Source organism: Thalassospira sp. Z349TD_5, assembly GCF_056173045.1.
The window spans coordinates 1,629,943-1,649,500 of sequence record NZ_CM149654.1; the positions used below are offsets into that span (position 1 = coordinate 1,629,943).

A 19,558-nucleotide genomic window follows, 5' to 3' on the forward strand; every position below is an offset into this window, starting at 1 on the left:
GGGATTGTGCATGATGATGCGCGATCTTTCCGATCCGGCCAACAAAACGAAAAAGACCTGCATAAATGCGAATATTAATGATTATCTTCGGCTTTCTGTTTTTGATGGCTGTCGCGGGGGGCGCCGGTGTTATGGCGATCTTTTGGCATTTTGGTCAGGATTTGCCTGACTACACACAGCTTGAAGACTATGAGCCCCAGGTCATGACGCGTGTCCATGCGGCCGATGGTGCCTTGATTGCGGAATATGCCCGCGAAAAACGCGTGTTTGTGCCAATCACCGCCATCCCGCACAAAGTCACGGACGCTTTTGTTGCCGCCGAAGATAAGAATTTCTGGTCGCATCCGGGAATTGATTTTGCATCGGTGTTGCGCGCTGCTGTGACCAATGTCGTCAACCTTGGCACCGGGCGTCGTCCGGTTGGGGCGTCAACAATTACCCAGCAGGTTGCAAAAAACTTCCTTTTGACCAACGAAGTTTCCTACGAACGGAAAATCAAGGAAGCCATCCTGTCATTCCGCATCGAGCGCGCCTTTTCCAAACAGCATATTCTTGAGCTGTATCTCAACGAGATTTACCTTGGCAGTGGCAGTTACGGCGTTGCCGCAGCGGCCCTTCGCTATTTCGATAAATCGCTTGATGAGGTGAACGTCGAAGAAGCGGCTTATCTGGCGGCACTGCCAAAGGCACCCTCAAATTATCATCCGGTCCTCAACCACGACGAAGCCAAGGCGCGTCGCAATTGGGTGATTGGTCGGATGCTTGAAGAAAAATACATCACCGAGGCCGAAGCGCAGGCCGCATGGGCGGCTCCGCTGATTGGCAAAACACGTGAGTTGGTCGATACCTATCAGGCTGATTTCTTTGCCGAGGAAGTACGTCGCCAACTGGTGGATCGCTACGGTGAGGGGATGCTCTATGACGGCGGACTTTCGGTGCGATCAACCGTTGATCCGCGCATACAGACAATTGCTGACAAAGCCCTGCTTGAAGGATTGGTGGATTATGACCGCCGCCATGGCTGGCGCGGTCCGATCACGACAATTGAGCTTGCCGATGACTGGCAACAAAAACTGCGTGAAGTTGAAGTCCCTGCCGATATCCCGTGGGACCGGGCTGTTGTCTTGTTGACGGACGCCGATGAGGCAATTCTTGGCCTTATGACCGGCGAGCAGGGTCGTATTCCGAAACGGTTCCTGACATGGGCGCGTCCGTGGCAAAAAGGTCAGACATTGGGGCCGGTGGTAAATAAACCATCCGATGTGATCAATGCTGGAGATGTGATCTATGTGAAGCATTTTGCCGAACTGGATGGAGAACAACTGCCACCCAACACGTATGGTCTGCGTCAGATTCCCAACGTGAATGGGGCGCTTGTGGCGATGGATCCGCACACCGGACGTGTCTTGGCAATGTCGGGTGGCTTTTCGCACGACCTGTCAAAATTTAACCGCGCAACACAGGCGCGTCGTCAGCCGGGCTCAGCGTTTAAGCCGTTTGTTTATCTGGCGGCCCTTGATCAGGGCTTTACCCCGTCTACACTGGTTCTTGATGCACCGTTCGTGATTGATCAGGGGCCGGGGCTTGGGAAATGGAAGCCAGGCAACTATAGCGGTAATTTCTATGGTCCCTCGACCATGCGTCTTGGGATTGAAAAATCGCGAAACCTGATGACTGTTCGTTTGGCTCAAACCATTGGCATGCCGGTGGTTGCCGATTACGCCGAACGTTTCGGGATTGTTCGACAAACTGCCGGAAGTTCTTTCCATGGCGCTTGGTGCTGCGGAAACGACAGTGATGCGTTTGACTGCGGCCTATGCCGAACTGGTCAATGGGGGCAAGAAAATCACCCCGACCCTGATTGATCGTATTCAGGACCGTCGCGGCAGTGTGATTTATCGCCGTGATGAACGTGACTGTGCGCAGTGCCAGGATGTTGCGTTCCGCAATCAAATGCCGCCAGATTTGCCTGATACCCGTGAACAGCTGACCGACCCGGCCAGTGCGTTCCAGATGGTCCACATCATGGAAGGTGTGATTCAAAGCGGTACTGGCCGGACGATTGCTGAACTTGGGTATCCTTTGGCCGGTAAAACCGGGACAACCAATGATTCCCGTGATGCATGGTTCGTCGGTTTTGCGCCTGACTTGGCAGTTGGGGTGTATGTTGGCTTTGACGATAACCGATCCCTTGGCGATCGCGAACAGGGGGCAAGTGCCGCAGCGCCGATCTGGAAAGAGTTCATGCGCGGCGCACTCGAAGGCACCAAAGCCATTCCATTCCGTACCCCGCCGGGTATCCGTATGGTCCGGGTGGATTCCCGTACCGGGCTTCCGGCCGGTCCGGGGGCTCAGGATGTGATCTGGGAAGCCTTCAAGCCCGGCACCATTCCGGCCTCAAATGATAATGTTATTGATGGCGGTTATGACGGAAACAGCGGATCAGACGGCGGCAGTGGTGCCGTTTCGGGACCAGGCGGAATTTACTGATCACGCCGAAATGCGAGAGTCGTAAATTTGATGTTTATGACACTCAATATATGAACAAAGCCGGATGTGAGCAGCATCCGGCTTTTTCTGTGTTTGCGAGTGTTCGTCTGAAAGAATTTACGTTCGTTTGGGCCGAAAATACCCCATCAACCGTCATCAAATATTGATAAAATCATCAACCGTGTGACACTGGCATGTCATGCAGTTTTGTCATGATCTTCAAGATTTCAGTTCATGCCTTGAAGAGGTTTAAAAATGACTTTTCGTCTTTCCCGCCGCAAGTTCCTCACCACTACGGCAACAGCTGGTGCCGCATCGACGGTGGGCGGCTTTTTCATGCCGTCGATTTCGCGTGCTGCGGATCGCCCAGTGATTACCCATGGTGTACAAAGTGGTGATGTTACCGCAAATAGCGCCTGCATCTGGGGGCGTGCTGACCGTGCATCAAAGATGGTGACCGAAATTGCAACGACCGAAGGGTTCAAGAACTCGGTGCGTATTCCGCATATGAATGTCGTGCCCCAGCGTGATTTCGCGGGCAAGTTGACATTGCAGGATTTACCTGCCGGACAGGACATCTTTTACAAGGTTCATTTTGAAAACCTTGACGATGGCCGCGCGTCATCCGAACCGCTTATCGGTCATTTCAGAACTGCTCCGGCAGCCAAACGCAATATCCGGTTCGGCTGGTCTGGTGATACCGCCGGGCAAGGCTGGGGCATTGATGAGGACCGCGGCGGTATGAAAACATATGCCACCGTAACCAAGCACAATCCCGATTTTTTTATCCATTCGGGTGATACGATTTATGCTGATGGGCCGTTCGAAAAACAGGCGAAAATGCCAGATGGTGACGTTTGGAAAAATATCACCACCGAACACACCGGCAAGGTTGCAGAAACGATTGACGAGTTTCGGGGTAACTACAAATACAACATGCTTGATAAGAACGTTCTGGAATTCAACCGTATGATGCCGGTTTATTATCAATGGGATGATCACGAAGTTCTCAATAACTGGTATCCGGGTGAAATATTGACCGGTGATGACCGTTATAGCGAAAAGTCGGTTTCGCTTTTGGCATCGCGGGCCAATCGGGCCTTCCGGGAAATGCTGCCGATTACCGAGTTTGATACCGAACCTGGCCGTGTTTATCGCAAGGTGTCCTATGGACCGTCTCTTGAAATTTTCTTCCTTGATATGCGGACCTATCGCGGGCCGAACGATGCGAATGATAGCCCGGTTCCAACCAATGATACGGATTTCCTTGGCCGCACACAGATTGAATGGCTTAAACGCAGCCTGCTCAATTCCAAGGCAACTTGGAAGGTCATCGCAGCAGATATGCCGATTGGCATGATTGTGTATGATGACTGGAAGTCCAAAAGCACATTTGAAAATCTGGCAAATGGGGATGGTGCACCAAAGGGGCGAGAGCTGGAAATCGTCGAATTGTTGCGGTTTATCAAATCGGCCAAAATCAATAACACGGTCTGGCTGACAGCTGACGTGCATTACACCGCCGCCCATTATTATGATCCGAACAAGGCCCAGTTCCAGGATTTCGAACCGTTCTGGGAATTTGTTTCAGGTCCGCTCCATGCCGGGACATTCGGCCCCCAGGACATGGACAATACATTCGGTCCACAGGTGAAATTCACCAAGCATCCCAGCAAAGAACAAGGCATCAACCTGCCGCCATCATTTGGGATGCAGTTCTTTGGTCTCGTTGACATTGATGCCGACACTGAACAGTTCCGAGTGTCGTTGCGCGATGTTGCCGACGAAGAGCTTTACACCGTGACACTCGATCCGGTTTATAGCTGACGCTTAGTTTTCGGGCCTTGTCCTGTTGATGAAACCCGGCACATTCACTGTGCCGGGTTTTTGCATGGTTGCAGGGGTTTCAACTGAGACAAAAACTGTTATAACCGCCGCCTACATGGCCATATGTCATGTATGGTCGAACAGAATTTCATTTGAATAACGGAGACATCAATGCGCGCTGAAGCACAGGCATTGGTCGATGAAATCAAGCAGTCGATGGCGCTGCTGAGGAGGCATCTTTGACTGGGATAACGCACTTAGGCGCCTGGACGAACTGAATGCACTGGCCGAAGACCCAACCCTTTGGGACGATGCGGGCAATGCGCAGAAAATCATGCGCGAACGTACCCAGCTTGACGATGCGATTAACGGCTATAAAAAGCTCGCGCAAGAGCTTGATGACAATGTCGAACTGATCGAACTTGGCGAAGCCGAGGGCGACGACGATACTGTTGCTGAGGCCGAAGACGGCCTGCGGTCCATCCACAAGATTGCCGCACAGCGCGAACTTGAAAGCCTGCTTTCAGGTGAAGCCGACAGCAATGATGCTTATCTTGAAATCCATGCTGGTGCCGGTGGTACTGAGGCGCAGGATTGGGCAAGCATGATGGCACGCATGTATTATCGTTGGGCAGAGTCTAAAAAATACAAGCTTGAGATGCTCGAAGAAAGCGATGGCGAGGAAGCCGGTATCAAGTCGGTGACCTATAAGATTTCTGGTCACAATGCCTATGGCTGGCTAAAGAACGAAGTCGGGGTGCATCGTCTGGTGCGTATTTCGCCTTATGACAGTTCGGCACGTCGCCATACCAGCTTTTCATCGGTCTGGGTGTATCCGGTGATTGATGACGATATTCAGATCGAAATTCTCGATAAGGATCTTCGCATTGATACCTATCGTGCATCCGGGGCCGGTGGTCAGCACGTCAACCGGACCGATTCCGCGGTACGTATGACCCATATCCCGACCGGGATTGTTGCCCAGTGCCAGAACGACAGATCGCAGCATAAAAACCGCGACACGGCGATGAAGATGCTCAAAGCCCGCCTGTATGAGGCGGAACTTAAAAAACGCGAAGCCGAAGCACAGGCCGTTGAAGACAACAAAACCGACATCGGTTGGGGCCATCAAATCCGGTCCTACGTACTGCAGCCTTATCAGATGATCAAGGATCTGCGGACAGGAACCGAAACATCCGATACTCAGGGTGTTTTGAACGGTGATCTTGATGCCTTTATGGCGGCTGCCCTGGCGGCAAAAGTCACCGGATCAGCAGGCGAAATCGAAGACATTGATTGATCGCACCAAAGTGATCGAAATGAGAACACCCCGCCGGTTTTGGCGGGGTGTTCTATTTCAAAGGCTTGGCGTGTTTACCGGGCGTTAACCTGCATAATTCTGCGCTTTGCCCGTAAAAATTCCATTTCTGTCACACAATTGCCGGATATGCCTGTCACGGTGTGGCTAAGCGACACCTGCCAAGCAATAACAAATGACCAGATCATGACTGGTTCCTGGCAGGAACAGCTCTGAGCAAACGTCTATCATTCAGGTGAAGTCCAAAATGGCCCAACAGTCCCTAGGCCCGGTCGCAGTCGGCGACCAGTTCAAACTTGCAACTCCCAATGGTCCGGTCTTCGTGGTGGTTAAAATCCGTGAAATGAAGCCCGTTGATCACGCCCAGATCACAAAAGTCCGGGATACCAAATCGCCAACCCTTATTGCCGTCACCACATTGTTGAACCGTGACTTCTACATTCCGGTTGCACCGGAAAACCGCCAAACTGCTGATAACGATGGCATCTTGCGCGGTTCCTGAGGTGCATGCTGCGCGATTATACTATCGGGCAATAGGCTGTTTCACGAGAATGTTCGCAAGAAAGAAGTTGGCATGGCGGCCCACACGCGGTGAAATGGATCAAATTTCAATCCATGCCATCAGGGGCCGCCAACATGTCACACGGAACGTTGCAAACGGAACTGCTTGATACCCTGTTTTCCGTTCTGGAAAACGATGTTTTACCCAAAACACGATCTGGCGTTGCGGCGGGCAACAAGGTCTTTGGCGCCGCTATTTTGCGTAAATCCGACCATGCGCTGGTGATTGCCGAAACCAATAATGAAATGGAAAACCCGCTGTGGCATGGCGAAGTCCATTGTTTGAAGCGGTTCTATGAAATGCCTGCCGGTCAGCGACCTGCAACATCAGACCTTATCTTCCTATCAACCCACGAACCTTGTTCGATGTGCCTGTCGGCAATTACTTGGGCCGGGTTTGATAATTTCTATTATTTCTTTTCGTATGAGGATTCCCGCGATGCGTTCGCCATTCCCCATGATCTCAAGATCATGCAGGAAGTATTCACCCTGAAAGACGGCGAATACAATAAATCAAACGCGTTCTGGGACAGTCATTCGATGATGGGCATGATCGCTGAACTGCCCAAAGACCAGCAAGGTATATACCTTGCGCGTGCGCAGTCAATTTCAGATCAGTATGATCAGCTTTCCACACAGTATCAGGACACAAAATCGGACAACGACATTCCGCTGAACTAAAGCATGTTGGCGGTTTGACGTCTGAGTCCGAAACTGGCGAGTTTTATTGTCGCGTTCTGCTACACTGTGCGGCATGGAACAGCTCAATAATGACATATGCTATCAAGCACTCAAAACCCGGGACCGTCGGTTTGACGGACGGTTTTATACCGCCGTTCTGACCACCGGGATTTTCTGTCGCCCGATTTGCCCGGCCGTGACGCCCAAGCGGGTGAATGTCGAATTCTACCCCAGCGCAGAATCGGCCATCGCCCACGGGTTTCGCCCGTGTTTGCGGTGCCGACCCGAAGCCGCCCCCGGCAGCCCCGCCAGTGCAGGGGTGCATGCCACGGTCGCACGTGCGGTGCGTCTGATTGATCAGGGCATGCTGGAAACCGGCTCGATTGCCGATCTGGCAGACAGGCTGGGCGTTGGGGGCCGGCATTTGCGCCGAATTTTCAAGGAACATACCGGTGTCACCCCGCAAGATCACGCCAAGGCGCGCCGATTGCTCCGCGCCCGTCAATTGATTGTCGATAGCAACCTTTCAATGACAGACATTGCCGACATTGCCGGGTTTGGCAGTTTGCGCCGGTTTAATGATGCGATGAAAAAGGCCTATGGGCAGGCGCCAACGGCGTTTCGTCGGGGCCTGAAATCGCCACCACTCGCGGGCATGAAAAAAGATGATCCAAGTGCGCGCCGCGATGATGATTTGGTTTTGCGCCTGCGCGCCCGACAGCCATTTGATGCCAATTACCTTTTGGCATTTTTCCGTGCGCGCGCCATTCCCGGTTTGGAAACGGTTGGCGATCGTACGTATGTGCGGGGCTTTCGGATTGGCGGTTTGATTGGTCTGATGATTTGTCGTTTCCCAAATGATAACAGCGGGGTAGAGGTAATCTTACGCGGTCCTGCCCGTGGGGCGGTTCTTGAAATTGGGTCCCGGGTACGACGTCTGTTTGATCTTGATGCCGATGTCCCGTCCATCACCGCACAATTTGCCAATGACATGTTGCTTGCCCCGTTGATTGATAAACGTCCGGGGCTGCGTGTGCCCGGATGCTGGGATCAATTTGAATTGGCGATCCGGGCTGTCTTGGGGCAGCAGGTTTCGGTGGCCGCGGCCCGAACGCTGGCCGGGCGATTGGTAGAGGGATATGGCGATGCTTTGCCGGACGATCTGACCGAGGATACCGGCGTTAATCACGTGTTTCCACAGCCTGACAGACTGTTGGGGTTGGACTTGATTGGCATTGGGTTAACGCGACGGCGCGCACAAACCGTGTCGGATGTGATTGATATGTTTGCCGCCCCCGATTGCGATCAGAAAAGTGGCGATGCCTTGATCACGGAAATGACAGCGATCAAGGGGATCGGGCCATGGACCCTGAATTATTTTGGCCTGCGCGGTTTAGGCGATCCCGATGCTTTCCCGGCCGCCGACCTTGGAATTTTAAAGGCATCGGCCATGGGCGGAGGGCCAGATAAAGCCAAGGCACTCGAAATACTTTCGGAAAGCTGGCGGCCATGGCGTGCCTATGCGGCGCAATATCTTTGGTCTGCCCTTGAAGGAGAAGGATGATGACAACAACCATGACCACCAAAATCAATGTCGCACGCCATGACAGCCCGATTGGGATGCTGAGCCTTGCAAGTGTTAAGGGTAAGTTGGTGCATCTGGATTTTGACGGCAATGATGATCGACTTAAAACCATTCAGAACCGCCGTTTCAAAAATCTTGAATGGGCTGAAAACGGTAACGTTCCAGCATCTGTCATCAGATGGCTGGAGGGGTATTTTGATGGTGAATGCTCAGCTTTGCCGATGGCCGATATCAATATGATCGGTACAGATTTTCAGAAATCCGTGTGGGATGCACTGATCACGATCCCGTTTGCCACAAGCGTATCCTATGCCGGGCTGGCCGATCAGCTGGGCAACCCAAAGGCCGTACGGGCAGTTGCGCGGGCGAACGCCTTGAATCCGGTGTCGATCATTGTGCCGTGTCATCGGGTGATTGGCTCAAACGGCACCCTGACCGGTTATGCTGGCGGGCTGGAGCGCAAGAAGTGGTTGCTGGAGTACGAAGCCAGCATTTTGGCAAAAGCAGCCTAACGCCAAAACGGGCAGCCAGACGGCTGCCCGTTCTTTTCCGGCATGACGTTATGAGATCGACATCACGATACGGCCATCGATTTTTCCTTCCCGCATGCGGTCAAAGATCGAATTGATGTTTTCCATCGGTTCGGTGGTGTAATGCGAATGCACCTTGCCGTCGCCCGCAAAATCAAGCGCTTCCTGAAGGTCGGCGCGGGTGCCGACAATCGACCCACGGATGGTTTTGCGCGATAGAACTGTATCGAAAATATCAAGTTCGAATTTTCCGGGCGGCAATCCACATAGCGCCATGGTGCCATGACGGCCCAGCATGCCAACGCCTTGGGAAAAGGCGGACTTGGAAACGGCTGTTACCAGTACCCCGTTGGCTCCCCCCATTTGTTTTTGGACTTCGGCAACCACATCGGTTTCCTTGGCGTTCAGCGTCCAGTCTGCGCCAAGATCCTTGGCCAAGGTCAGCTTATCGTCACTGATATCAACCGCAATGACCTTCATGCCCATGGCCTTGGCGTATTGCACGGCCATATGGCCCAAGCCGCCGATACCCGAAATGACAACCGTTTCACCCGGTTTGCATTCGGTTTCCTTAAGTCCCTTATAGACCGTGACACCGGCACATAGCACAGGTGCCGCATTGCCAAATTCAAGCCGGTCCGGCAGATGCCCGACATAGTTCGGATCGGCCAGAACATATTCAGCAAAACCGCCATTGACCGAATAGCCGGTATTGATTTGTTCACCGCAAAGGGTTTCCCAGCCGGTAACGCAGTGATGACAATGACCACAAGCCGAATGCAGCCACGGCACACCTACACGGTCGCCTTCCTTGACGGATGTGACACCTTCGCCAACTTCGAAAACAATCCCGACACCTTCGTGGCCGGGGATAAACGGCGGATTGGGTTTTACCGGCCAGTCGCCTTCAGCGGCGTGCAGGTCGGTGTGACACACGCCCGACGCTTCGATTTTTACAAGGATCTTGCCCGGTGTGACTTTGGGTACTTTGACTTCTTCGATCGACAAGGGTTTGCCAAATTCGCGGACTAAGGCAGCTTTCATCGTGGCAGGCATGTTCGGACCTCCTGACGGAAGGAAAAGACCCGTTTGCTTGGGTCTGTTTAATTCACGTCAAAAGAATAGGGCGATGGGCGTTTGAAAGCCTTGCTTTGAATCAATCTTGCCGGAAAAGATCAATCAGGCGTCATAACCGATATCAGGCAGTTCAAGCACATAGTCCTGATAATAATCAGGTGGCATGCCGGCTTCGTAACGGGCTTCGTCGTTAAAGGGGGGCTTTAACGAGCCACGGAAATGCTTGCGCAGCATGTCATGCCAGGTTGTGTAGTACGGAAGGCGGCGCTGATCGCAGACATATTCGTAATATTTCCGGCCTGCTGCGACGTGGGCGATTTCATCATGGGCGATGATTTCGAGAATACGGGCACTTTCGGTGTCCCCGTGGGCCATTAACCGTTCAATGGTCGGCGGGGCGGCATCAAGCCCGCGTGCTTCAAACACCATCGGCACCACGGCCAGACGTGGCAAAATGTCATAGGCCGTATCCATCGATGTTTCCCACAACCCGTCATGAGCCGGAAGGTCGCCATAGGCCGCCCCCATTTCGCCCAACCGTGTAACGATCATTTTAAAATGACGGGCTTCGTCATCTGCGACCTGAACCCATGCATCATGGAAGTGTTTTGGCATCTCTGCATCGGGAAAGCGCACGCATAAATCCCATGCCAGATCAATGGCATTGAGTTCAATATGGGCCAGCGCATGCAAAAGGCTGATACGTCCCTGAACACTGCCTTTTTTGCGTTTGGGCATTTTGTTGGGTGGCAGCAGTTCCGGCTTTGCCGGGCGTCCCGGACGATCAGGAAGATCGGTTGATCCAACTTCCGTGATCTCGCCATTGCGCCACAGTGCAGCCATTTCGGCGGTTACATTCGCCTTCTCAATGGCATCTACGGTGAGCAGGGCACGCTTGGCGGCTTCGGCGAGGGTCAGTTTGGTCATGATCATCCGGAACTGGTACAGGAGTTAAGGGCAGGCTGTGTCTGACATCTGCCAGACGTCTGGTCAATGGGCAAAGAAAAAGGGCGTCCAGCATGACAATGCCGGAACGCCCGCAAAGATGGATGATCATCTGATCGTTTGATCAGGTGATGTTAAAGCGCGCAAGGGCTTCTGCCAGGTCTTCTCCAAACGAGTTCCCCTTGCGGATGATCGCAGTTCGGCAGGGAAGGTCCTGCAAGGACGGATGGTTCGGCGCATCCGATGTCAGAACCGCGGTTGGGATGTTGCGCGTTTTGGGCATGGCTTGCAGCGCATTGGCAAGATCAACGCCGCTGAGTTCATCGATGGTCTTGGCGACAATAATGAAATCTGGGCGGGTGCGCACAGCAAGTTCGATGGCCTCAAACGATGTCTGGGTCACGGAGCTGCGATATCCGCAAGCAGCCAGTTCACGTTCAACAATAACCGCCATTGAACGTTGCGGAATGACCAAAAGGGCCTCGACGTTAGTTTGTTTGAGCCAGTTGGGATCAATGTCTGGTGTGCGTTTTGAGGGCAATTCGCGGACGAACTCGGCAGTATCGGTGCCGCCTGCGGTCATGTCACCGTCAAGAAGGGTCTGGATTTTATCGACAAAGGCCTGAATGTCTTCGATAGCACCTTCATTGAGTTCCTTACAGGTCGTGACATAATCTGCAAGGCGATGGCTGGTCAGATTGATCAGCGGGGCGGCGACCGATTTGCCTTTGTACCGCAAATTGAAAACTTCGCGCTGAATGGCTGTCAGGTGGATGGGGTCGGTTTTACCACGCGCATTCTGCAAATGGACATCGATCGAATTGATGATGTCGTGGGCTTCATCGCGAAAGTCTGCAAGCATCTGATCGTCAAGATCGACAACATTCTTGTTCATTGAATTACCCGCCTTGCCGGTGAACCGGTTTGTTTTCTCCTGATAGGTGAAATTTGTGCTCACCTATTATTCCCATATTCAAATTCTTAGCCTGAGAAACAAGGTAAGGCAACCAAATCAATATGGGCCTCATCGGTCACGACATTGAACTTAAAGCATTTTAAGATCGAATAAAAAAGGCCCGACAGGATGATAGTCGGGCCTTAACGTATCATGGCGCAGTTTTTAAAGGGCGCGGACGGCTTCAAGAACCTCTGCGACGTGGCCTTTGACTTTGACCTTGTGCCACGCATTACGGATTGTCCCTTGGGCATCAATGACAAAGGTGGTTCGCTCAATGCCCATGAATTTCCTGCCATACATGCTTTTTTCCTTCCACACACCGTAGTCTTCGCAGGTGGTGCCACTCTCGTCAGAGGCGAGAATGAAGTTCAGGTCATGTTTAGCTTTGAACTTGTCATGGCGATCCGCACTGTCTTTGGAAATGCCAATGATCTGTGCGTCAACGGCGCTAAAATCTGGTTCGGCATCACGGAATTCGCAGGATTCTGTCGTGCAGCCCGGTGTCATGTCCTTGGGATAGAAATAGATCACCACCGGCTTACCGCGTAGATCAGACAGTTTCACGCTGCCGCCACCGTCGGTCGGCAGTTCAAAATCCGGGGCTGTCGCGCCTGTATCAAGTGTCATGTTCTATCCTTTGTCTGTTCGTGCGCATGTGTGATCCGCAGTGTCGCGCATCCATCGTTCGCCGTGTTTGAAGGCGCGGGCATAAAAATATAATCCATTATAGGGATGGCAAGGGCATCCGGATCATTGATATTTTCACCATTGTCGTAGGCTTTCATCAGCTTTCAGGGATCGGGCCCGCTTTTTCGGCCGGGTCGCTAATGATCAGGTCATAGATGGCCTTGGTTTTGGTGGCTGTTTCGTCAACCTTGGCCTGCAATTGTTCGAAATCGTCGCATTTCCCGGCTGTGGCCAGCATTTTGCGCAAATCGGTGCTGGCCGTTTGCGGATCAAACGGGCCCTCGGTGGTGAGCCGCAACATGGCCTGTATCGCCAGCCAGAACGATCCGGAATTGGCAAGAAACTTTGCCTGTTCCCCATCCAGAATTCCCGCTGCATCAAGATTTTTGAACACATCGCGGGTGGTTGGCGACAATATTTCAGGATGATCATGGGCGTGGCGCAATTGCAGATACTGTGCAATGAATTCCAGATCAACCAGACCACCACGCCGCATTTTGATTGCCCAAGGGTGATTGTCGCCCTTGCCAGCATCCATGCGGTTTCGCATGTCAAAGACTTCGCGCACCAACCGATCAGGGTCCCGCTTTTTGCACAGCACCGCATTGGTCGTCGCAACGACCTTTTTACACAGATTTTCCGGACCATAGACCGGACGCAGGCGGGTCAGTGCCATATGTTCCCAAGTCCATGCGTCGTTGTTTTGATAGGTATCGAAACTTTTGAAATGGGTCGCAAGCGGGCCTTTTGATCCACTGGGACGCAGGCGCAAGTCGGTTTCAAACAAGATACCCTCGGCGGTCGGGGCCGACAGGGCATTGATGTATCTCTGACTTAGCCGGATGTAATAATGCCCCGGTGATAACGGTTTATCGCCATCTGACTCTTCGGCGTCTTCGGGTACATCATAGATAAAGACCATATCAAGGTCCGAGCCCGGCGATAGTTCCTGACCGCCATGCTTGCCAAGTGCAAATACCGCCAAGCCACCACCTTCGAATTGCCCATGTTTGGTGGCAAAATCATCGGCAATGCGTGGGAAAAGGGACCGAATGGCAACATCGGCGACATCGGCCAAGGCGCGCCCCGCAGCATGCGGGGTATGGCGGTTCTGGATGGTTTGTACATCAATCTGGAATTTCTGATCATTGGCCCAGCGCCGGGCGCAATCAAGCCAGTCTTCAACCATGTCTTCGCGCGACAGGCGCGCGTCAAGTTCCATGATCATATCCTGCGCATCGGGCAGTTCTTCATGAAAGCCCGACATCAGCACATAGTCAAGGACCGCCGCATTCCGGCCAATGTATTTGGCCATGCGCGGGGCGGTCCCGGCAATCTGGGCCAGCAGTTCAAGAAGTTCCGGGTGGGCGGTAAACAGTGAGAAAACCTGAACACCTGCCGGAAGTCCTTTGAGGAAATCATCAAAGGCGCGAAATGCCATGCCCGGATTGGTGGTTTTGGCCAAGGCACCAAGCAGGGTTGGCATCAGTTCAGTCAGGATTTCGCGCGCGCGACGCGACCGGGTGGCGCGATATCGGCCATGGTGCCAGCCGCGCACCGTAACCGATACATTCTCGGCATTCTCAAACCCCATTTGGCGCAGGTTTGCCAATGTTTCGGGGTCGTCTTCGGTGCCGGTGAAGACAAGGTTGCCGGTCGCACCGGCCAAGGGAACGTCATCCTCAAACAGTTCTGCGTAATTGTTTTCAACGTTGCGCAAATGCTGCAACAAGTCAGCAACAAAGCCGACCCGGTCGTTATAGCCAAGGAAGGTTGCCAAGGCATGCAGGCCTTCATCACTTTCCGGCAGGGTCTGGGTTTGTTGATCATCGATCATTTGCAGCCGATGTTCGACGGTGCGCAGGAACGCATAGGCGCTGAGCATTTCATCGCGGACATTTTCTGATACTTGTCCGAATTTGGTCAATTCGCGCAATGTTTCGCAGGTTGCCTTGCAGCGTAGGGAGACCTCGCGTCCGCCCCAAATCAGTTGCTGGGTCTGGGCAAAAAATTCGATCTCGCGAATGCCGCCACGGCCAAGCTTGATGTTGTGCCCCGGGATGTTGATCTTGCTGCCGCCCTTGTGGGCGTTGATCTGGCGTTTGATCGAATGAATGTCCTGGATTGCCAGAAAATCAAGGTGCTTGCGCCAGACAAAGGGGCGCAATATTTCAAGAAACGCATTTCCAGCATTGTGATCGCCGCCAACAATGCGGGCCTTGATCATGGCCGCACGTTCCCAGTTCTGCCCCACTGTTTCATAATAGGTTTCAGCCGCCAGCATTGATAAAATTGGTGGGGTTGATGATGGGTCGGGGCGCAACCGTAAATCGGTGCGAAACACATATCCGTCGCCGGTGCGTTCTTCCATGATGCGAGCAATATCGCGGACCATACGCACCAGATCCTGATGGATACGGTCCGGGTCAACATAGGTCACAACATCCTGATCATACAGGAAGATCAGGTCGATATCGGATGAATAATTCAACTCACCCGCACCAAGTTTTCCCATGCCAATGGCGAAAATCCCGCTGCCTTTCAGTGGGTTTTCCGGATTTGGCAGATCATATTTGCGAAGACGTGCCAAGGCGGATAAACAATGGGCCATGGTAAAGCCAAGGGTAAGCTCGGCCGTGTCGCTGATCGCAGCGGTGATTTTATCAAGCGACCATGCGTTTGTGATATCGGCAATGGCGATCACCAATGCGGCATGGCGTTTTGCGGTGCGAACGATGGCCATGGTGGTTGGTTGATCAAGCGGGGCGGCATTGGCACTTTCACGGACCGGATCAAGAGCCGTTTTAAAAGCATCATCAAGGCCATTGGCAAAGACATCACAGACCGTGCCCGGATCGCGCAAACACAGGTTCGTCAGATACGGGCTGTTGCCAAAAAGAGCCGCCAAAACAGACGATGTTTGCGCGTTTGTCGCAATCTCGACAATTTGATCAGAAATACTTTCAAAGGCAGAACGTTCTGCCAATGCCCGCCAGCGTTCAAATGCGTTGGCTGTGCGTTCAGGATCAAATGGTTTGGGAAGATCATGTGATATCCAGGAAAGAGACACTTTATTGCTTTCCTTGTATTGCGAAAGGGTGACGAACCGGGCTATGCACAGATTTACGGCTGATAGCATAAGACCTATGATGGTATCGTGATCCCGAGGGCCGGGGAAACATGTTTCTAGTTACGACGCCGACCCTATCTTTTCTGTGGATCGGTAAAAAGGGATAAGATCAATAACAGTTTGTTTCTTTTACCGGTTTTAGCACGGTGTTTCGTGCGATAAACTGTATTGGACTGTTTTTGGCTATTGGTAAATCTGTGTATGACACCGAAAATTCAAGGTAAATAGGGTGCGCCTGTTAAAAACCTTTTCTGGATGGTTGGGGCTGATATTTGGGGCCCTCGTCCTTTTTGTCGGTGTGTTTGGCGCGGTTACTGTCTGGCGCGTCGCAGAGGGACCTGTCTCGCTGCATCGTATTACGCCTTACATCGTGGATCGTCTTAATCAGTCGATGGGCGAAAACCGCCTGTCCGTTGACGACCTTGTTTTGTATTGGCGCGGCTGGGACGAAAAGTTTGATGTGCGTCTGCGCGATGTGTCGGTGCGCGGGCCAAACAATAGCGAACTTCTGCAAGTCCCCGAGGCAGACGTCGTGTTTTCAACCAAGGCACTTTTTGAAGGTGTCCTTGCCCTGCGCGAATTAAACCTGATCGGACCGCGGATACGGCTAGAACGGGGACGCGATGGCACGGTGAATATCGGATATGCCGCCGAGGGGGATGTGTTAGATGACGCAAATCGAGCAGCGGATGGCAGCAGCCTTTCGACAGAAGACAGCGCATCAACGGACGCTTTAAATCAGTCAGACAGCGTGCCATCCCTTGTGATTGATCTGCCGCCAGTTCCGGGGGATGATCAGGGGACAGACGCGTTGCCCGAGGATGGTGCGAATGACGCTGATCCTGGATCGGATGTGCATTCCGGCAGTCAGGCGTTGCGCGATATTGTTGATATTCTGTCGGGCGCACGGACAGACTTCCCCGCAGCGGATTACTTTGAAAACTTCGGCGTTGTAAATGCTGACCTGCAGGTGCGTGATGAAAAGATTGGTGTTATCTGGGCCGCCCCGCAGGCAGATATTCTTTTGTCACGTGGGAAGTTCGGCGTTTCAGCCGAAGCATCCATGCAGGTTTCAGCTGGTTCTGTTGCAACCCATATTGATGTCACCGGCGACTACAGCACCCGAACCGGCGAGATTGACCTTACCGCTAAGCTTGGCGAGATTGAGCTTGCGGAACTTGCGACCATTTCAAATGTATTTGATGGCCTGCGCGATGCTTTTGTACCGGTTTCCGGGGGGCTTAAGGCAAAGTATGACGCGAATGGCGAGTTGATTTCGGCCAGTGCGGATTTGTCTGTCGGAAGTGGCGTTGTTTCCTTGCCAGAAGAAATGCGCGCAACCTATCGTGTGACGGGCGGGCGTATTGCCACAAGCTATGTACCCGGTCGGATCAGCTTTGATGATGTTACTCTGAATGTCGGTGCTTCGGTGGCAAGCCTTAAGGGGGTTGTCCTTGATCCGTTTTCAGACTGGAAAATCAATCTGGATGTGTCGGCAACAGACGTTGCGACCAATGATTTAAACCGGTTATGGCCGGAAAACGTCGGGTATGATGCGCGCGAATGGGTGATTGAAAACCTGTCTGAGGGCATTGTTCATCAGGCAACCATGCATACCGAGCTGCATCAGGATGAGGCCGGTGAAGTCATTCTGGATGCTCTGGGCGGACAGATGACGATGTCGGGGGTCACAGTGCATTATCTTGGCGAGATGCCTGTGGTTCTTGACGCGGCCGGGCGGGCTGAGTTTGATGCAACCAGCTTTAAAATCTATGCCGATCAAGGCAATGCGGATGGCCTGATTGTTGAAAATGCATCCATCGAATTTACCAAGCTTGATGAACCTGTCCCATCGGCAGATATCGAAGTCGTCGCCCACGGCAGTGTGCAAAAAGCTCTTGAGCTGATTGATGCCGAGCCGCTTGGTTTTGCAAAGCGTCTGGGGATTGACCCCAAGCAGATCACGGGCGATCAGGCAACCCGCGTAAGGCTTTATTTCCCACTATTACGTGCGGTCACATTTGATGACGTTGAGGTGGCTGCCGCCACCCGGATTGAAAATGCCAAAGTGACCAAAGCATTTCGTGATCTTGATATCGCAGACGGTGCATTTGAATTGCAGGTCAATACCAAGGGGCTTGATCTTAGCGGTGATGCAGCTATCGGGAAGGGGCGAACCAACATCAATTGGATTGAAAGTTTCGCCGATAAAACCGCACTGCGCAGCCATTACACCCTGTCGGGGGACCTTGATTTGTCGGCTTTGGCAAAAGTCGATCTTGATGTTGCCCCCTATTTGACCGGCGTTGCAGATGGAACTGTCAACATCAAGGTTGGGGAAAACACCGTTGGGGTGACTGGTGATGTCGGCCTTAAACAGGTGGCGATCAGCATTAACGCAGTTGACTATCAAAAGGCAGTGAATGTTCCTGCGACGGCGACATTTGATCTTGTCGTTCTTGGTGATAACAGCGGCAGTCTGAATACGTTTAGCGTTTCTGCACCATTGCTTAACGCAAATGGCAAAGCGAAATGGAGTGGCGACAGCAAGATTTCCGATGTTTGGGCGCTTAACTTTGATAGTTCGAATTTCCGTGAGAACCTTGGTCTTTCGGGATCGGTTCGGCTGTCTCAAGATCAGAAATTGTTTGTTGATCTGCGCGGGCAGCAATTTGATTTGCGGCCCTTTGTTGAGAGTCATACAAACGATGCTGCGGCCACAACGTCAGAAACTCCGATTGCGCAGGATACAAAGGTTACCCTTGCGGGGGATCGTTTCCTGATAAAGGGGGATGAACCCACATTGACGGGGGGCAAAATCATCCTCAACAAGATGGGTGAAAATCAGGAAATCGAAATCAATGCCCAACAGGCGATTTTAACCCCATGGATTGTCAGTGATGACAGCGATCAGAATGATCTGCCTGCGGGCAATAACCCCAACAGTGGTGGGATCGGAGAGAGGGCATCACGGGTTGGTGGCAAAACAGATGTTTTCGTGAATGTTGATCAGATGGTCATGGCCAATGGCGAACTGATCAATGAGGTTGAAGGCGCGATCCATATGATCGGCGAAGAATGGGATAGCCTCGTTCTGAACGGGACCCTTGGCGATCGTGCCAACATTTTCGCCCAGGTTGAACGCACTGATTTCAAAACCCGTACCGTCAGGCTGACATCCGAAAATGCCGGGCGGTTTTTGCGTGCGCTGGACATGTACGACAATCTTCTGGGCGGGCGTATGGTGGTCGAAGGAACGGTCGATGAGGGCGATGAAGCCCAACCGTTCACTGGCAAAATCAACATGGATGAATTCCGGGTGGTGAATGCACCGATTGCGGCACGGGTACTCGGCGCGGCCTCGCTCACAGGCTTAGGTGATGTTTTGGCGGGTAATGGCATTGCCTTTGACGAACTGAACGGTGATTTCACCTACGTCAACGATGTGCTGACCCTTGGGAAGGTGGCGGCAAACGGAACGGCTGTCGGGGTGACGGCGAATGGATCGATTGATCTTGCGAAATCTGAAATCCGATTGGCGGGATCAATTGTGCCGATCTATGCGTTGAACTCTGCCCTTGGTGTTATTCCGATCCTTGGAGACCTTCTGGTTGGCGAAGAGGGCGGTGGCATCTTTGCCCCGACATATACCATTGAAGGTGATCTGAATGAGCCGGATGTCAATGTGAACCCGCTATCGACCTTTGTGCCGGGGGTGTTTCGCAACCTCATCACCGGGGCGGAACCGGGGTAACGTCCTCCAGGCGAT

At 52.7% G+C, this 19,558-nt stretch carries 14 protein-coding genes; 9 read left to right on the plus strand and 5 right to left on the minus strand.

Annotated features, from left to right (window positions below; translation table 11 throughout):
- Window positions 1-131: 131 nt before the first annotated feature.
- From AC0VXT_RS07290 to AC0VXT_RS07325, 8 genes are all read left to right on the plus strand, one after another.
- Window positions 132-1,865, plus strand: a complete 1,734-nt coding sequence (locus tag AC0VXT_RS07290) for a penicillin-binding protein 1A (protein ID WP_475548107.1) — start codon at window positions 132-134, stop codon at window positions 1,863-1,865.
- Window positions 1,798-2,490 (plus strand): penicillin-binding transpeptidase domain-containing protein, encoded by a 693-nt coding sequence (locus AC0VXT_RS07295; protein ID WP_475548570.1) that lies wholly within the window; start codon window positions 1,798-1,800, stop codon window positions 2,488-2,490. Before AC0VXT_RS07290 ends, AC0VXT_RS07295 begins: the two co-directional genes overlap by 68 nt.
- A 255-nt stretch (window positions 2,491-2,745) precedes the next feature.
- Entirely contained in the window at window positions 2,746-4,317 is a 1,572-nt protein-coding gene (locus tag AC0VXT_RS07300; protein ID WP_475548108.1) for an alkaline phosphatase D family protein, read from the plus strand.
- A 171-nt stretch (window positions 4,318-4,488) separates the two neighbouring features.
- Window positions 4,489-5,617 (plus strand): peptide chain release factor 2 gene (gene prfB / locus AC0VXT_RS07305; RefSeq protein ID WP_475548109.1). Its coding sequence is split into 2 segments (ribosomal slippage): window positions 4,489-4,557 and window positions 4,559-5,617, totalling 1,128 coding nucleotides; the frame shifts between segments, so codons are not numbered across the junction.
- Window positions 5,618-5,882: 265 nt separating this feature from the next.
- The gene (locus AC0VXT_RS07310) at window positions 5,883-6,137 is read left to right on the plus strand and encodes a hypothetical protein (RefSeq protein WP_101303699.1); all 255 of its coding nucleotides are present in this window, start codon (window positions 5,883-5,885) and stop codon (window positions 6,135-6,137) included.
- 134 nt (window positions 6,138-6,271) lie between these two features.
- Window positions 6,272-6,877, plus strand: coding sequence for a deaminase (locus AC0VXT_RS07315; RefSeq protein ID WP_475548110.1), 606 nt, complete (start codon window positions 6,272-6,274; stop codon window positions 6,875-6,877).
- A 46-nt stretch (window positions 6,878-6,923) separates the two neighbouring features.
- Window positions 6,924-8,441 carry a DNA-3-methyladenine glycosylase 2 family protein gene (locus AC0VXT_RS07320; protein WP_475548111.1) on the plus strand — a complete coding sequence of 506 codons (1,518 nt, stop codon included), beginning with the start codon at window positions 6,924-6,926 and terminating at the stop codon, window positions 8,439-8,441.
- Window positions 8,442-8,452: 11 nt separating this feature from the next.
- On the plus strand, window positions 8,453-8,974 hold the full coding sequence (locus tag AC0VXT_RS07325; protein ID WP_475548112.1) for a methylated-DNA--[protein]-cysteine S-methyltransferase: 522 nt from the start codon (window positions 8,453-8,455) through the stop codon (window positions 8,972-8,974).
- Between the two features lie 48 nt (window positions 8,975-9,022).
- On the opposite strand, the gene adhP is transcribed toward AC0VXT_RS07325, so the two are convergent.
- The 5 genes from adhP to AC0VXT_RS07350 all read right to left on the minus strand — a co-directional run bounded on the left by adhP (window position 9,023) and on the right by AC0VXT_RS07350 (window position 15,729).
- On the minus strand, window positions 9,023-10,048 hold the full coding sequence (gene adhP, locus AC0VXT_RS07330) for an alcohol dehydrogenase AdhP (RefSeq protein ID WP_475548113.1): 1,026 nt from the start codon (window positions 10,046-10,048) through the stop codon (window positions 9,023-9,025).
- 123 nt (window positions 10,049-10,171) lie between these two features.
- On the minus strand, window positions 10,172-10,996 hold the full coding sequence (locus AC0VXT_RS07335; protein ID WP_475548114.1) for a ferritin-like domain-containing protein: 825 nt from the start codon (window positions 10,994-10,996) through the stop codon (window positions 10,172-10,174).
- Window positions 10,997-11,138: 142 nt separating this feature from the next.
- A complete protein-coding gene (locus AC0VXT_RS07340; protein ID WP_475548115.1) occupies window positions 11,139-11,972 on the minus strand; it encodes a PleD family two-component system response regulator in 834 nt (277 codons plus the stop codon).
- Between the two features lie 162 nt (window positions 11,973-12,134).
- The gene (bcp, locus tag AC0VXT_RS07345) at window positions 12,135-12,599 is read right to left on the minus strand and encodes a thioredoxin-dependent thiol peroxidase (protein WP_475548116.1); all 465 of its coding nucleotides are present in this window, start codon (window positions 12,597-12,599) and stop codon (window positions 12,135-12,137) included.
- 157 nt (window positions 12,600-12,756) lie between these two features.
- A complete protein-coding gene (locus AC0VXT_RS07350) occupies window positions 12,757-15,729 on the minus strand; it encodes a bifunctional [glutamine synthetase] adenylyltransferase/[glutamine synthetase]-adenylyl-L-tyrosine phosphorylase (RefSeq protein WP_475548117.1) in 2,973 nt (990 codons plus the stop codon).
- 289 nt (window positions 15,730-16,018) lie between these two features.
- Between AC0VXT_RS07350 and AC0VXT_RS07355 the strand changes: the two genes are divergently transcribed.
- On the plus strand, window positions 16,019-19,543 hold the full coding sequence (locus AC0VXT_RS07355; RefSeq protein ID WP_475548118.1) for a YhdP family protein: 3,525 nt from the start codon (window positions 16,019-16,021) through the stop codon (window positions 19,541-19,543).
- The last annotated feature ends 15 nt before the right edge of the window (window positions 19,544-19,558 follow it).

Coding starts and splice junctions, on each gene's coding strand:
- AC0VXT_RS07290 (WP_475548107.1), top strand. CDS start 132: ATGGCGATCTTTTGGCATTTTGGTCAGGATTTGCCTGACTACACACAG.
- AC0VXT_RS07295 (WP_475548570.1), top strand. CDS start 1,798: ATGCGTTTGACTGCGGCCTATGCCGAACTGGTCAATGGGGGCAAGAAA.
- AC0VXT_RS07300 (WP_475548108.1), top strand. CDS start 2,746: ATGACTTTTCGTCTTTCCCGCCGCAAGTTCCTCACCACTACGGCAACA.
- AC0VXT_RS07310 (WP_101303699.1), top strand. CDS start 5,883: ATGGCCCAACAGTCCCTAGGCCCGGTCGCAGTCGGCGACCAGTTCAAA.
- AC0VXT_RS07315 (WP_475548110.1), top strand. CDS start 6,272: ATGTCACACGGAACGTTGCAAACGGAACTGCTTGATACCCTGTTTTCC.
- AC0VXT_RS07325 (WP_475548112.1), top strand. CDS start 8,453: ATGACCACCAAAATCAATGTCGCACGCCATGACAGCCCGATTGGGATG.
- adhP (WP_475548113.1), bottom strand. CDS start 10,048: ATGCCTGCCACGATGAAAGCTGCCTTAGTCCGCGAATTTGGCAAACCC.
- AC0VXT_RS07335 (WP_475548114.1), bottom strand. CDS start 10,996: ATGACCAAACTGACCCTCGCCGAAGCCGCCAAGCGTGCCCTGCTCACC.
- bcp (WP_475548116.1), bottom strand. CDS start 12,599: ATGACACTTGATACAGGCGCGACAGCCCCGGATTTTGAACTGCCGACC.